The organism is Mesocricetibacter intestinalis, from assembly GCF_004363295.1.
GTDB classification, from domain to species: Bacteria; Pseudomonadota; Gammaproteobacteria; order Enterobacterales; family Pasteurellaceae; genus Mesocricetibacter; species Mesocricetibacter intestinalis.
The window spans coordinates 42,188-56,462 of sequence record NZ_SNYQ01000002.1 but is presented as its reverse complement, the minus strand read 5'-3'; the positions used below and the strand labels follow the sequence as shown (position 1 = coordinate 56,462).

General features: G+C 46.0%; 14 protein-coding genes. 9 read left to right on the top strand and 5 right to left on the bottom strand.

Features of this window, described 5'->3' with window-relative positions:
* Window positions 1-8: 8 nt before the first annotated feature.
* On the top strand, window positions 9-302 hold the full coding sequence (gene hfq, locus EDC45_RS03075; RefSeq protein WP_133543362.1) for an RNA chaperone Hfq: 294 nt from the start codon (window positions 9-11) through the stop codon (window positions 300-302).
* Between the two features lie 2 nt (window positions 303-304).
* Entirely contained in the window at window positions 305-1,693 is a 1,389-nt protein-coding gene (hflX, locus tag EDC45_RS03070; RefSeq protein ID WP_208107240.1) for a ribosome rescue GTPase HflX, read from the top strand.
* Window positions 1,694-1,825: 132 nt separating this feature from the next.
* Here the strand turns inward: hflX and EDC45_RS03065 are convergent, their stop codons facing one another.
* Both EDC45_RS03065 and EDC45_RS03060 read right to left on the bottom strand, forming a co-directional pair.
* Window positions 1,826-2,791, bottom strand: coding sequence for a sigma 54-interacting transcriptional regulator (locus EDC45_RS03065; protein WP_133543358.1), 966 nt, complete (start codon window positions 2,789-2,791; stop codon window positions 1,826-1,828).
* Between the two features lie 75 nt (window positions 2,792-2,866).
* A complete protein-coding gene (locus EDC45_RS03060; protein WP_133543356.1) occupies window positions 2,867-3,964 on the bottom strand; it encodes a TIGR01620 family protein in 1,098 nt (365 codons plus the stop codon).
* A gap of 227 nt (window positions 3,965-4,191) precedes the next feature.
* On the opposite strand from EDC45_RS03060, the gene fumC reads away from it, so the two are divergent.
* Complete coding sequence (gene fumC, locus EDC45_RS03055) at window positions 4,192-5,586, top strand: class II fumarate hydratase (RefSeq protein ID WP_133543354.1); 1,395 nt, start codon at window positions 4,192-4,194, stop codon at window positions 5,584-5,586.
* A gap of 135 nt (window positions 5,587-5,721) precedes the next feature.
* Window positions 5,722-6,327 carry a hypothetical protein gene (locus EDC45_RS03050; protein ID WP_133543352.1) on the top strand — a complete coding sequence of 202 codons (606 nt, stop codon included), beginning with the start codon at window positions 5,722-5,724 and terminating at the stop codon, window positions 6,325-6,327.
* Between the two features lie 48 nt (window positions 6,328-6,375).
* Here the strand turns inward: EDC45_RS03050 and ycfP are convergent, their stop codons facing one another.
* Window positions 6,376-6,939, bottom strand: a complete 564-nt coding sequence (gene ycfP / locus EDC45_RS03045; protein ID WP_133543350.1) for an alpha/beta hydrolase YcfP — start codon at window positions 6,937-6,939, stop codon at window positions 6,376-6,378.
* A 68-nt stretch (window positions 6,940-7,007) separates the two neighbouring features.
* Window positions 7,008-7,922 carry an ATP-grasp domain-containing protein gene (locus EDC45_RS03040; RefSeq protein WP_133543348.1) on the bottom strand — a complete coding sequence of 305 codons (915 nt, stop codon included), beginning with the start codon at window positions 7,920-7,922 and terminating at the stop codon, window positions 7,008-7,010.
* 146 nt (window positions 7,923-8,068) lie between these two features.
* Here EDC45_RS03040 and EDC45_RS03035 point away from each other — a divergent pair, with 146 nt between their 5' ends.
* Both EDC45_RS03035 and argA read left to right on the top strand, forming a co-directional pair.
* A complete protein-coding gene (locus tag EDC45_RS03035; protein WP_133543346.1) occupies window positions 8,069-8,332 on the top strand; it encodes a GrxA family glutaredoxin in 264 nt (87 codons plus the stop codon).
* A gap of 114 nt (window positions 8,333-8,446) precedes the next feature.
* A complete protein-coding gene (argA, locus tag EDC45_RS03030; protein ID WP_133543344.1) occupies window positions 8,447-9,757 on the top strand; it encodes an amino-acid N-acetyltransferase in 1,311 nt (436 codons plus the stop codon).
* Between the two features lie 82 nt (window positions 9,758-9,839).
* On the opposite strand, the gene pepT is transcribed toward argA, so the two are convergent.
* Complete coding sequence (gene pepT / locus EDC45_RS03025; RefSeq protein ID WP_133543342.1) at window positions 9,840-11,066, bottom strand: peptidase T; 1,227 nt, start codon at window positions 11,064-11,066, stop codon at window positions 9,840-9,842.
* A gap of 399 nt (window positions 11,067-11,465) precedes the next feature.
* Here pepT and potA point away from each other — a divergent pair, with 399 nt between their 5' ends.
* Genes potA through potC form a run of 3 tightly spaced genes read left to right on the top strand, consistent with a single transcriptional unit; the run spans window position 11,466 to window position 14,201 of the window.
* Window positions 11,466-12,590: a spermidine/putrescine ABC transporter ATP-binding protein PotA gene (gene potA, locus EDC45_RS03020; protein WP_133543340.1), complete on the top strand. Its 1,125-nt coding sequence runs from the start codon at window positions 11,466-11,468 to the stop codon at window positions 12,588-12,590.
* On the top strand, window positions 12,571-13,431 hold the full coding sequence (potB, locus tag EDC45_RS03015; protein ID WP_133543338.1) for a spermidine/putrescine ABC transporter permease PotB: 861 nt from the start codon (window positions 12,571-12,573) through the stop codon (window positions 13,429-13,431). Before potA ends, potB begins: the two co-directional genes overlap by 20 nt.
* On the top strand, window positions 13,431-14,201 hold the full coding sequence (gene potC / locus EDC45_RS03010; RefSeq protein WP_133543336.1) for a spermidine/putrescine ABC transporter permease PotC: 771 nt from the start codon (window positions 13,431-13,433) through the stop codon (window positions 14,199-14,201). The genes potB and potC overlap by 1 nt, the downstream gene beginning before the upstream one ends.
* Window positions 14,202-14,275 lie beyond the last annotated feature (74 nt).

The following is a 14,275-nucleotide window of genomic DNA, read 5'->3' as shown; positions in this document are numbered from 1 at the left end:
AAACAAAAATGGCAAAAGGGCAGTCTTTACAAGATCCTTATTTAAATGCATTACGTCGCGAACGCATTCCGGTTTCTATTTATCTGGTAAACGGAATCAAATTACAAGGTCAGATCGAATCTTTCGATCAATTTGTAATTTTACTGAAAAATACCGTTAATCAGATGGTTTACAAACATGCAATTTCCACCGTTGTTCCCGCGCGTACGGTTTCTCACCATAATAATAACGCCCAGCAGCAACAGCAAGCCGCTGCACAGGCGCAAGTAACAGAAACCTCGGTCGAATCAGCAACGGAATAACTTTGCAAAGTTTCCCGCCGTTCGAACAGCCAAGTGCGGTTGATAAACAAAATTCAACCGCACTTTCCTTATCATCTTCCCCCGTTAACCACGACACCGCCGTCGTTGTTCATGTTTTCTTCGAGCAAAACCGCACTCCGGATGATCTGAATGAATTTCGTCTGTTGGCCGCTTCCGCCAATGTTCATATTCTACAGGTAATTAGCACGGTGCGCAGCGTTCCTCAGGCCAAGTATTTTATCGGCCAGGGTAAAGCGCAGGAAATCGCCGATGCGGTACGCCTGCATAATGCGGATATCCTACTCTTCAATCATAGTCTGACGCCGGCTCAAACCCGCAATCTGGAAAGCCTGTGTCAATGTCGAGTAGTGGATCGTACCGCATTGATTCTGGATATTTTCGCTCAGCGAGCCCGTTCTTACGAGGGAAAATTGCAGGTGGAACTGGCGCAGCTGAAACATCTTTCCAGCCGTTTGGTGCGGCGTAAAACAGGGCTGGATCAACAAAAAGGCGCCGTCGGTTTGCGCGGCCCCGGAGAAACCCAGCTGGAAACCGATCGCCGTTTAATTAAAGTACGGATTGCACAACTTCAGAATCGTCTGGAAAAGGTTGCTAAACAGCGTAACCAAAACCGACACACTCGGCGCAAAGCGGATATTCCGACCATCTCTCTGGTGGGCTATACCAATGCGGGCAAATCAACCTTATTTAATCGCCTGACTCAGGCGGAAGTTTATGCGGCGGATCAGCTGTTCGCCACCTTGGATCCCACCCTGCGCCGCCTGCAAATCCGCGATCTGGGTACTGCGATTCTGGCCGATACCGTCGGTTTTGTTCGTGATCTGCCCCATGATTTGGTATCCGCATTTAAATCCACGCTGCAGGAAACCAGCGAGGCGACCTTGCTGCTCCATGTGGTGGATTGTGCCTACGGACGTCGTATGGAAAATATCGATGCGGTTAATCGGGTGTTGGCCGAAATCAATGCCGAGGATATCCCCTGTCTTATGGTTTATAACAAAATCGACCGTCTGGAAAATATGCAGCCCCATATTGAATTCGATGAGCATAACAACCCTGTTGCGGTCTATTTATCGGCACATAGCGGCGAAGGAATGGAACTTTTACTTGAAGCTGTCCGTTTGCGCCTGAAAAACCAAATTTATCATTTACATATCAGGCTAATGCCGCAACAAGGTAAAATCCGCCATGAGCTGTATTCTCTGAATGCCATACGCAGTGAAGCCATAGGTGAGCAGGGAGAATTTTTACTTGAGTTGCAAATAGATAAAATCCAATGGCAAAAACTGTTAAAACGTTTTCCCCATTGCCTGCAACAAGCGGTGCGGAAAAATGAAGACGAAACAGGGATTCCCGACGAACAAGACTGAAAACAAGGCGAGCATCGTTTTTATCTATTGTTTTCCATATTCAATCCTTGTCAGAACAAGAATCCGCTAAAAAACTTTGTGTTTTTTCACCGCACTTTAATCCTAAAATAGCCCTATATTTTCGCCGGAATATCAGGATTTGGTAATGCCGTACTGCTTTAATTTATTCGCAATCGCCGTGTGCGAAACGCCGAGCCGGCTTGCCAGCTTCCTGGTACTCGGATATTCCTGATAGAATTTACGCAATACCGCCGCCTCATAGCTATTCATAATTTGCTCTAAACTCTCGTTACCGAATTGTTCCAAGCTCAGCGGTTGTGTTTCCTTTTCATTCAGGCTTAATCCGGCAATGCTCAATCGCCCCTCCTCCGCCAGGGTACAGGCACGGTACAGGGCGTTATAGAGTTCACGCACATTACCCGGCCATTGATATTCTTTAAGATGGCGAATAAAAGCCTCATCAAAATGCGGTTCTTTTATAGCAAGTTTATCGCTGATTTGACGCACGAAACATTGGGTCAGTGCGGCCATATCTTCCGTTCGTTCGCGTAGGGGCGGAATATTCAGGGTTAAGACGTTAAGCCGGTGAAACAGATCGCTACGCACTCGCCCCTCCTCCACATAATGATGCAAGGGGATCTGAGAGGTGCAGATTACTCTCACATCGGCGTAATGTTCCTGCTCTTCCCCTACCCGACGAAAGGTTCCGTCATTTAGAAAACGCAGTAATTTCGCCTGCAACCCCAAGGAAAGTTCGGCAACAGCATCCAGTAACACCGTGCCGCCACCGGCGTATTCAAAAAAACCCAGACTGCTATTGTCCGTGCCGGCACGACCGAACATTTCGCTTTCCGCATCTTCCGTCGGCAATCCGGCACAGTTCACCGCAATAAATTTGTTGTCTTTCCTGCGGCTCAGCACATGACAGGCTTTAGCAATAAGATCCTTACCTGTTCCGGTTTCTCCCTGGATCAATAAGGGCGCATCCTGTAAAGCGAATTTCTTCGCTTTTTCCGTCAGACTTCGCATAGCCGGGCTAAGTGCCACGATATTATCGAATTCATTGTATTGAGTCCGACTTAAATTCGCATTTTTCATAAGCTCTCCCTGTGTTACAACTTCCTAATCATAGCCCGTCAATGTAAAGATTAAAAGCCGGGCGGAAATATTTATTTACAACTCCAGTTTCCGCTTTAGTTTTTCCGGGGTCAATAGGGTACTTTTGAAGCTGCTCAGTAATTCGCGGTGAATCGCTTTCAAACTCGGTTTTTCCTCCGGCCGGAATAAAAGCGGACGGCAGGCTTCCATGGTTTTAATGCCCAAACGCGCGGTTAATAAGCCCACGCCTATGCCCTGCGCCGCCCGTGCCGAAAGCTTGGCCGCCATATCCTGCGATAGCCAGTCCATACCTATATCCTGCACCAGTTCGCTGGCACCGGCAAAGGCAATATTCAAAAATACCAAACGCATTAAACGTAAACGGCTAATATAGCCCAATTCGACACCGTAAATCGCACTCAGCCGGTTAACCAAGCGGATATTACGCCAGGCAATAAAAAACATATCCACCACCGCCAACGGGCTAACGGCAACAATCGCCCCCGCCTCCAGTGCATTTTTACTGATAAGCCCTAAAGCCTTACGATCGAAACTATGTAAAACCGTGCGGCTGAACAAATAGGCTACCTCGGCACCGCTATGGGTTTCATTTATTTGTTTTTGCCAGGCAGTCAACAGCGGATGCTTGCTAGGGATTTGCATATTTTCGGCAACGGATAAACAGAGGCTTTTACTCTGTTCAAAGGATAAATCGGTGCCGAAATCAAGCGCACTGCCACCCGCAGGTACTACGGCCGCACTCCGACGCTGCAAGATCATTCTTTTGCGCAACCTGCTTAAACGACGCCATTCGCGAAGGATCGATGTGACCCCGAGTAACACGAAAATAAAAGCGACGACGGCAAAGGCGAAATAAATCCACTGATGATTATTCCAGCTGTCCAACAGCCATTGCACGGACTGGGCAACAGTAGCGAATAAAAACAACAATATTGTCCCCATCAGTAATCGCATCCGCCAGCGTTTCGGCGGGTTAATAATTTGTACGGCCTCTTCCAGTACCCCTTCCCCTTCGATGGGATTGCCGCTATCAGCCTCAGGATCCGGTATACCGCTCTCGGGGTTAAATTCCCGTCTGGGGGTAAAATGCGGATTTTCCCTCTTATCTTGCTCCTGCTGCCCCTTCGCTTCGAAAAAACGTTTTTGATTCATTTTCGCTGCTTCCTTATAGGTTACCGAGAAATATTAATATCCAGCGGAATTATAAATAAGCCGCTGCGCTTTGTAAAAGCGGCACTTGTGATGAAATCCGCACTCACCGCTATCCCTCTATGATCTAAATCACAAAAAACGCTTTTCCGCCGCCGGCCGCATTCCATTCATACCCTACAGGTGGTAGAATCGCCCCAAATTTCTACTTATCAATGAGGTAATTAACTATGACATTTCGTATTGAAAAAGATACCATGGGTGAAGTTCAGGTTCCTGCCGATAAATACTGGGCGGCGCAAACCGAGCGTTCCCGCAATAATTTTAAAATCGGGCCGGAAGCCTCAATGCCTCATGAAATTATCGAGGCTTTCGGCTATCTGAAAAAAGCGGCGGCTTTCGCCAACACGGATTTAGGCGTATTGCCTGCGCCGAAACGGGATTTAATCGCGCAAGTCTGCGATGAAATTCTGGCGGCAAAATTAAATGATCAGTTCCCGTTGGTTATTTGGCAGACCGGCTCCGGCACACAATCCAACATGAATCTGAACGAAGTGATTGCAAACCGCGCCCATGTGCTGAATGGCGGTAAATTGGGTGAAAAATCAGTGATCCATCCGAATGACGATGTAAATAAATCCCAGTCTTCCAACGATACCTATCCGACAGCTATGCACATCGCCGCTTATAAAAAAGTAGTCGAGGTTACCATTCCGGCGGTTGAGCGTTTACAAAAAACCTTTGCCCAAAAATCCGAAGCCTTTAAAGATGTGGTCAAAATCGGCCGTACTCACTTAATGGACGCCACCCCGCTAACATTGGGACAGGAATTCTCCGCTTATGCGGCGCAGTTACATTTCGGTCTGATTGCTCTGAAAAACACCTTACCGCATCTGCGTCAGTTAGCCCTGGGCGGAACCGCTGTGGGTACTGGTTTAAACACGCCTAAAGGCTATGATGTGAAAGTGGCGGAATATATCGCTAAATTTACCGGTTTGCCTTTTATCACCGCCGAAAATAAATTTGAAGCGCTGGCGACCCATGATGCGATTGTTGAAACCCACGGCGCATTAAAACAGTTGGCCATGTCTTTATTCAAAATCGCTAACGATATCCGCTTACTGGCATCCGGCCCGCGTTCCGGTATCGGTGAAATTCTTATTCCGGAAAATGAGCCGGGCTCCTCCATTATGCCGGGTAAAGTAAACCCTACCCAGTGCGAAGCATTGACCATGGTATGCGCCCAGGTGTTGGGTAATGATACCACCATTTCATTTGCCGGTTCACAGGGGCATTTCCAATTAAATGTATTTAAACCGGTAATGGCGGCCAACTTCCTGCAATCCGCACAATTACTGGCCGATGCCTGTGTTTCTTTCGATGAACACTGTGCCGCCGGTATTGAACCTAACTATCCGCGGATCAAACAACAGCTGGAAAATTCTTTAATGCTGGTTACCGCACTTAATACCCATATCGGTTATGAAAATGCGGCGAAAATTGCTAAAACCGCACATAAAAACGGTACCACCCTAAAAGAAGAAGCCATCAACTTAGGACTGGTAAGCGCCGAGCAGTTCGATCAATGGGTTCGTCCTGAAGATATGGTCGGCAGCTTAAAATAAACTAAGTGAAATTCAAGGGCGATATGAATTCGCCCTTTTTATTGCGCCTATTTTAACCGAGAGGGGAACTTGTGCTTGAATAGGGCATAAACAGTCCCTATAATCAGCGCCATTAACCTGAGTTATGGACTATTTATGAGAATTCAATCGCTTTTTTTGCTGCTGGTGAGTTTATTCTCCGGCGCCGTTTCGGCTCAATGGCAAACTGTCGGCCGGGCTGATTATAATTGGGGTCCCTTTCTGGTATATACCATATCAGTAGAGAGCGAAAATGGCGACTATCAGGCACATCAGGTGCCGTTGATGATTTCTTTCGATTATGCCAAACCGGTCGAAGGCAAAAATTTTGCCATTACGATAATGAAAGAAATGCAGAATATGGGCGTGGATAAAGAAAAAAATGCTCAATGGGTAAAGGAATTACAACAGACCCTACCGGATTTTGTTCCCAATGATCGTCTGAGTTATATTGCGCTGGCCGACCGGGGCTATTTTATTTTAAATAACCAGGTACTTAGCCATGAATTCGAACCGGATTTTAATCAGGCGTTTATTTCTATCTGGCTGTCGGGGAAAAGCAGCTTCGAAGGAATACAAAAGCAGTTGAGCGGAAAAGAAAAAGGCCCGGCCACCGAAACCCGACCGAAAGCCCCTGAAGCGATTCCCTTTAACGAAGAAGAAGCCAACCCGCAATTGCCGCCTCATTATCCATTAGAAAACCCGGCTCGGGTAACCGCCTAAGCTATGTGCATAGGGCCGGCGCATCAGACGCCGCCCTTACACTCGTCTTTATATTTCCGTACGGTTATTGTTTGCTTCCTGCTTAAATAATTGCAAACGCTGCAGGTGGTGGGCAATTTTCTTAAACTCGTGAGTTTCGCGATCATCCCAGATTATTTCATAATAAGGGGAGAGCGTTTGTGCGGTGCGCGTCGGATCTACCACCTCATCATGTCGAGAAAGAAAAACCAGGCAATTGCCCTGATTTTTTAAGCGAAACTGAGAAACGCATTTGGTGGCGATATCCTCATATTCTTCCGGACGCTCTATTCTGCCCTGCATATTTTCATCGGGGAACAGATTGGGATTAAAAATCGCCTGCTTAATTCCACATAAAAAGCCTACCCGTTCCGCCCAATAACCGCCGAGTCCGATGCCGCAGATTAGGGGCGAGGAATCCTTAGTTTCCGAAATTAATTTATGTACTTCAGTTAAAATATACTGCATATCATAACGCGGATATAAGGTACTGTAGTTAATAAAGCGAATATCCTCGTCAATAAATTTCAATTGGATCAGATTCTCGTGATCATCCGCACGACTTGATGAAAATCCATGTAAATAAATAATCATAACATCACTCCTTTATTTACCCTGTGCTTATGTATCTTAAATGAGTTTATGATGAAAGAAAATCTTCATTAAGTCATTTTTACTGAAGCGGCAATCTTTTTTTCCAAATAAACAATCATCTGCAAAGCAATATCAATACCACTGGTTTTTTCTATCATCTCCAGCCCCGGGCTGGCATTGACTTCCAGTACGAGGGGGCCATTCGCGGATAAAATCAAATCGACGCCAGCCACATCCAGCCCCAGCGCTCTGCTAGCCGCAACGGCGATCCGGGTTTGCTGTTCATTGAGTAAAACTTTTTCCCCTCTGCCGCCGCGATGGCAATTTGCCCGAAACTCTTCTTCTCCCCCTTGACGCCGCATTGCCGCCACAACCCGATCTCCTATAACAAAGCAGCGCAAATCGGCGCTACCCGCCTCCGCAATAAACTCCTGCAACAATACAGGTACATTCGCCTGCCCCAAGGTTTCCAACATACTGACCGCGCTTTGCGGCTTTTCCGCCAAGATAACGCCGATTCCCTGCGAACCCTTTAAGGTTTTTAGCACCAGAGGCGATTTCGTTTGCCGTACTGCGACTTTCGATTCATATTCGGATCCGGCAAATAAGCTGGAGGGAACCGGCAGCCCCGCCTGTGCCAATAGTTGCAGACTCCGCCATTTGTCCCTTGCATTAAGAAAAGCCGTTTCATCATTTAAACAAAGGCTTCCCTGAGCAGCAAAATGGCGTAGCAGCGCACAGCCGGTATAGGTGCTTGCGCTGCCAAAACGCGGAATAAGGGCGTCATATCCGGACAACAAATAAGGAGAGCGCCCTCTTTCCGTTTGGTAATAAACCTCAAAGTGCGGTGGATTTTGGCTAAGTTTTAATAAGCAGCGATTGGGATCTAAAATATCCATTTGATGCCCGCAATGACGTGCGGTATCCAGCAATCTGCGGCAGCTGTAAAGGCGCGGCTCGCGGCATAGCATTAAAAATTTCATGATTCCGGTCCTAACTGATTTAGATTCCCACAACTCCCAAGGGTTGATACATTATACCAATCGCAATAATGCTGAAAAACAGTTTATTCCCCCTTAGTCCATCGGGTAGAATACAGAGGTTTTTATTAAATTATAAGGAGAAAACTATGTTTGTCGTTATTTTCGGTCGCCCGGGCTGCCCTTATTGCGTACGCGCCAAAAATCTTGCGGAAAAACTTAAAACAACAGTAGCGGATTTCGATTATCGCTATGTGGATATTATTGCCGAAGGAATCAGTAAAGCGGACTTATCCAAATCCGTCGGTAAACCGGTAGAAACCGTACCTCAGATCTTTATTGATGAAAAACCGATTGGCGGTTGTACGGATTTTGAAGCCCTGATGAAAGCGCAATTTAACGTAGTGGCCTGATAAATAGATAAAGCGGTAATTTAGTTACCGCTTTTTTGTTGCCGATTTTACTTGCACATTGCCTAAAACGAATATAAATTCATTATGTGTGAATAATTATACAAGGTGAAACCTATGCGCAGTACGGAATTAGTTCAATGGTTCAGACAATCCACCCCCTATGTCAATATGCATCGCGGCAAGACTTTTGTCATCATGCTGGACGGCGATGCCATCGCAAGCCCTAATTTTATTAATATCATTAGCGATATCAGCCTGTTACATAGCCTTGGCATCAGATTGATTATCGTTTTCGGCGCCAGGGTACAGATTGATCAACTATTGGCTCAGCACAATATCCGTTCCACCTATCATAAAAATATTCGCATCACCGATATGCAAACCTTGGAACTGGCCAAACAGGCGGTGGGACAGCTTAACTATGAGATCACCGCCCGTCTTTCCGTCCGCCTGCCCCATTCTCCGATTCTGAATGTGGTCAGCAGTAATTTTGTTTTAGCGCAGCCTATCGGTGTCGATGAGGGTGTCGATTATATGCTAAGCGGAAAAATACGGCGTATTGAGGTCGAAAATATAAAGCAGCATCTGGATAATAACAGTATTGTGCTAATGGGCCCTATCGCCCCGTCGGTAACGGGCGAAACCTTCAATTTGCCCTTTGAAGATATCGCCGCCCAAGTGGCGGTTAAACTGCAGGCGGAAAAACTGATCGGCTTTGCCGCTCCCCAAGGTATTCTGGATGAAAATCATTGTACAATTTCCGATCTCGGCCCGCAGGAGGCTGAAAAGATCTTGGCGGGGCTGATTAAAAACGAGCTTTATCACAGCCCGCAAGCCAGATTTTTACAGGCCGCCATCGAAGTCTGTCGAACCGGCGTCAAGCGCGCCCATTTGATTAGTTATGATGAAGACGGCTCGCTGCTACAGGAACTCTTTACCCGTGATGGTGTCGGTACTCAGCTATCCATGCAAAATTCCGAAGATATTCGTATTGCCACCGAAAAAGATATTCCCGGTCTGCTTGAACTTATTCACCCGCTGGAACAGCAGGGTATTCTGGTTAAACGCTCGCGTGAACAGCTGGAAATGAATATTGCCAATTATACGATTATTGATCGCGACGGCGTGATTATCGCCTGTGCCGCACTGAATATTTATGCCGATGAAAAAATGGCGGAAATGGCATGTGTTGCCGTTCATCCTGATTATCGCAATTCTTCGCGCGGCGATATTTTACTTGAAGCTATCCAAAAACGGGCCCAGTCGGCCGGTATTGAGAAGCTGTTCGTTTTAACCACCAGAACCGTTCACTGGTTTCAGGAACGGGGGTTCCATTTAGCCGCAGTGGAAGATCTTCCTCAGGAGAAACGCGCCCATTACAATTATCAACGCCGCTCGAAAATATTAATCCAAGATCTACAATAACAATCGGGGCGGTGAACTTTGTATCCACCGCCCCGCCGGTTCTACTTCCGATTCGAAATCGTAAAGATTCCCCGCAGTAAAATTATTCTGCAGCCATACGCATCATTGTGGTGATCACTTCCACCGCACTTTGCATATTCTCCAAACAAATCAGTTCATGCTTGCTATGGAAATTATATCCGCCGGTAAAAATATTCGGACAGGCCAATCCTTTAGCGGCCAGCCAGGCACCGTCCGTACCGCCGCGGATAGGTTTATGCAAGGGCGTAATACCGCATTGTTGCATGGCTCGATCCGCCAGTTGCACGGATTCCGGTACTTTTTTCACCGTATCATACATATTCAGGTAGCTGTCGCTGATTTCCAATTTGATCGGTCGAATCAGATTTTCTTTGCGATTAAAGGATTCAACCAGCTCCTCAATAAAGGCTTTGCGCCGGGTAAATCCTGCATAGTCAAAATCACGGATTAAATAACAAAGTTCCGTTTTTTCTATATCGCCGTGAAAACTGCTTAAATGAAAGAAACCTTGTTTATTTTCCGTTTTTTCCGGCACTTCATCGCTAGGGAAACATTGCTGAAATGCGCAAGCTATGGTTAATGCGTTCAGCATACGGCCTTTCGCCGAACCTGTGTGCATACTTTTTCCGTAAAAGGTAACAGTTGCACTTGCGGCATTAAAATTTTCATATTCCAATTCGCCGACCTCACCGCCGTCGATGGTATAGGCCCAATCGCAGGGAAAACGCTCCAACGGGAAAAACTGCATACCCAACCCGATTTCCTCATCGGGCGTAAAGGCGACCCGAACGTTGCAATGGGGAATATCATTGGCCATAAGCAAAGAAAGTGCGGTCATAATTTCCGCAATTCCCGCTTTATTATCTGCGCCCAACAGAGTATTGCCATCGGTAACTATTAAGGTCTTACCCACCAACTGGTGCATAAAGGGATAAAATACCGGGCTAAGGTATTCATCGCCGATTCCCAGGGCAATATCGCCGCCGCGATAAGCCCGAATAACTTCCGGTCGGACGTTCTTACCGCTACATTGCGGAGAAGTATCCAAATGGGCGATCAATCCGATAGTCGGCGCATTTTCAATATTCGCCGGCAAAAATGCGGTCAGGATACCATGCTTTGTCAGTTCAATATCTTGTAAACCAAGGGTACGGAGTTCCTGCTCCAGATACTTGGCAAGCTTTAACTGTCCCTGTGTACTCGGCGATGTTTTGGCTTTAGGCTTAGATTGCGTATCAAATGCCACATAATTCAAAAAACGCTCTAAAAGCTGATCTGTGTATTGCATAATATTTTTCTTATTCTTCAGGACTTATTGATAATACCTGCAAGGGATAAACCCAAGTTCTTTTCAAGTCTACTCATTTCACCGATTATTTTATTGATATATAACAAATATTCCTATCAAATTTTATAATTATTGGTTTTTTTAACATTTAGCCATACTTTTTTCGGCAAAAAACAATAAATGGCTTTAAATTATCGCCCGATCGCTATATCATTAGCGCTTAATCTAGGGTTGGGCTGACTGTCTTTTATTGCAAAATTGTAGTGTAAATTTACATAACAACAAAATGAAAGATATTCAGCCTTAAATATTCGGTGTCGGCAATTTCATATTGCAGGCGTTCTGTTTCACCTCAACGCTAAAGTCAGTCTTTAGCACATTAAGGGAAAACCAAAGATAGTGGAAAGTACTTCTGTTCAAAGCAAGGCGATTATCGAGCTGCGTTCTCTGAAAAAATCGTATAACAATAATACGGTTATCGAAAATTTCAATTTAACAATTAACAACGGGGAATTTTTAACCATTCTGGGCCCTTCCGGCTGCGGAAAAACCACGGTATTACGTTTAATTGCGGGTTTCGAAGAGGCTAACGGCGGGCAAATAATTCTCGACGGCGAGGATATCACCAATCTGCCGGCGGAACAGCGTCCTGTAAACACCGTGTTCCAAAGCTATGCGCTGTTCCCGCATATGACGATTTTCGAAAACGTGGCTTTCGGTTTACGTATGCAAAAAGTGCCGAACGAAGAAATTAAACCGCGCGTGCTGGAAGCGCTGCGTATGGTTCAGCTGGAAGAAATGGCGGATCGTAAACCGGCTCAACTTTCCGGCGGTCAGCAGCAACGTATCGCCATCGCCCGAGCAGTGGTAAATAAACCTAAGGTATTATTGCTGGACGAATCATTGTCTGCGCTGGATTATAAACTGCGCAAACAAATGCAGAACGAACTGAAATCCTTACAGCGTCAGTTGGGCATTACCTTTATTTTCGTTACCCATGATCAGGAAGAAGCGCTGACCATGTCCGATCGTATCATCGTGTTACGTAAAGGAAATATTCAGCAAGACGGTTCGCCGCGTGAAATCTATGAAGAGCCGCGTAACCTGTTCGTGGCGAAATTTATCGGCGAAATTAATATTTTCGACGCCACCGTTCTCTCCCGTATCGATCAACAGCGCGTACGCGCAAATGTAGAGGGACGGGTTTGTGATATTTATGTTGAACAGGAAGTACAAGAAGGACAGAAGCTGAAGGTTCTGCTCCGCCCTGAAGATATCCTGCTGGAAGAACTGGATGAAAACGAACAATCCAGTGCGATTATCGGTCATATCCGCGAACGTAACTATAAGGGTATGACATTGGAATCCACCGTAGAGCTGGAACATAACGGCAAAATGGTACTGGTCAGCGAGTTCTTCAACGAAGATGATCCTAATATTGATCACTCGTTAGATCAAAAAGTGGCCGTAACTTGGATTGAAAAATGGGAAGTGGTACTGAACGATGAAAATGACGACGCGTAAATTTCAAAATACGACCGTTACTGTCATCTTCGCTTGGTTAATCTTTTTCGTATTGGCACCGAATCTTCTGGTGCTGATCGTTAGTTTTCTAAGCAAAGACAGCAGCAACTTTTATGCTTTGCCTTTCACCTTTGAAAACTATACCAGACTATTCGAACCCTTATATGGTACGGTGGTATGGAATTCATTGTATATGTCCTGTATTGCGACCGTTATCTGTCTGGTGGTGGGCTATCCTTTTGCCTTTATCATGGCCAAGATTAATCCGAAATACCGGCCGATCCTGCTGTTTCTGTTGGTCCTGCCCTTCTGGACTAACTCCCTGATCCGTATTTATGGGATGAAGGTATTTCTCGGTGTAAAAGGCATTCTGAACGAATGTCTGCTGTTCCTTGGAATTATCAATGAACCCATTCGAATTTTAAATACGGAAGCGGCGGTAATCATCGGTTTGGTTTACCTGCTATTGCCTTTTATGATTCTTCCGCTTTATTCGGCCATTGAAAAACTGGATCTGCGCCTGCTTGAAGCGGCCAAAGATTTAGGTGCCAACGGATTCCATCGTTTTACCCGAATTATTATTCCGCTCACCATGCCCGGCATCGTTTCCGGTTGTCTGCTGGTTTTACTTCCGGCCATGGGAATGTTCTATGTGGCCGATTTATTAGGCGGCGCCAAAGTATTGTTAGTGGGTAACGTGATTAAGAGCGAATTCCTGATTTCCCGTAACTGGCCGTTCGGCTCGGCAATCAGTATCGGCTTAACCATTTTAATGGCCCTGTTAATTTTCGTTTACTATAAAGCGAATAAACTGTTGAATAAGAAAGTGGAGCTGGAATAATGAGCCGTGTACTACGTAATCTGTTTATGCTGGTGGTGTACGCTTATTTGTACATCCCGATTATCATTCTGGTCGGTAACTCTTTTAACGCCGATCGCTACGGTCTAAGCTGGAAAGGGTTCAGCTGGGGATGGTACGAACGTTTATCCAATAACGATACTTTAATTCAAGCGGCCATTCATTCGGTAACCATAGCCTTCTTCGCGGCGACACTGGCGACCCTAATCGGTAGTCTTACCGCAATTGCGCTCTATCGCTATCGCTTCCGCGGCAAACAGGCGGTGAGCGGTATGCTGTTTATCGTTATGATGTCTCCGGATATCGTGATGGCGGTTTCCCTCTTGGCGCTGTTTATGATTGTCGGTATTTCCCTCGGCTTCTGGTCGTTATTGTTAGCGCATGTAACCTTCTGTCTACCTTATGTGGTGGTCAGCGTATTCTCGCGCCTGAAGGGATTTGACGTCAGAATGCTGGAAGCGGCGCGTGATCTGGGTGCCGGAGAGGTTACCATTTTGCGCAAAATTATTTTCCCATTGGCCCTGCCGGCAGTGATTTCGGGCTGGTTGCTGAGCTTTACCATTTCTCTTGATGATGTGGTGGTATCCTCCTTTGTGAGCGGCGTCAGCTATGAAATTTTACCTCTGAAGATTTTCTCATTGGTAAAAACCGGGGTTACGCCGGAAGTAAATGCACTAGCGACAATTATGATCCTGTTCTCACTGGCATTGGTATCCCTGGGACTGCTAATATCCAAAAAGGATAAAAGCTAAATAATCGCTTCACAAATATAGTATTTACTCATAAAATACGCCTGACCCAAAGCTAGCCAATGGCCGAAGTCAGG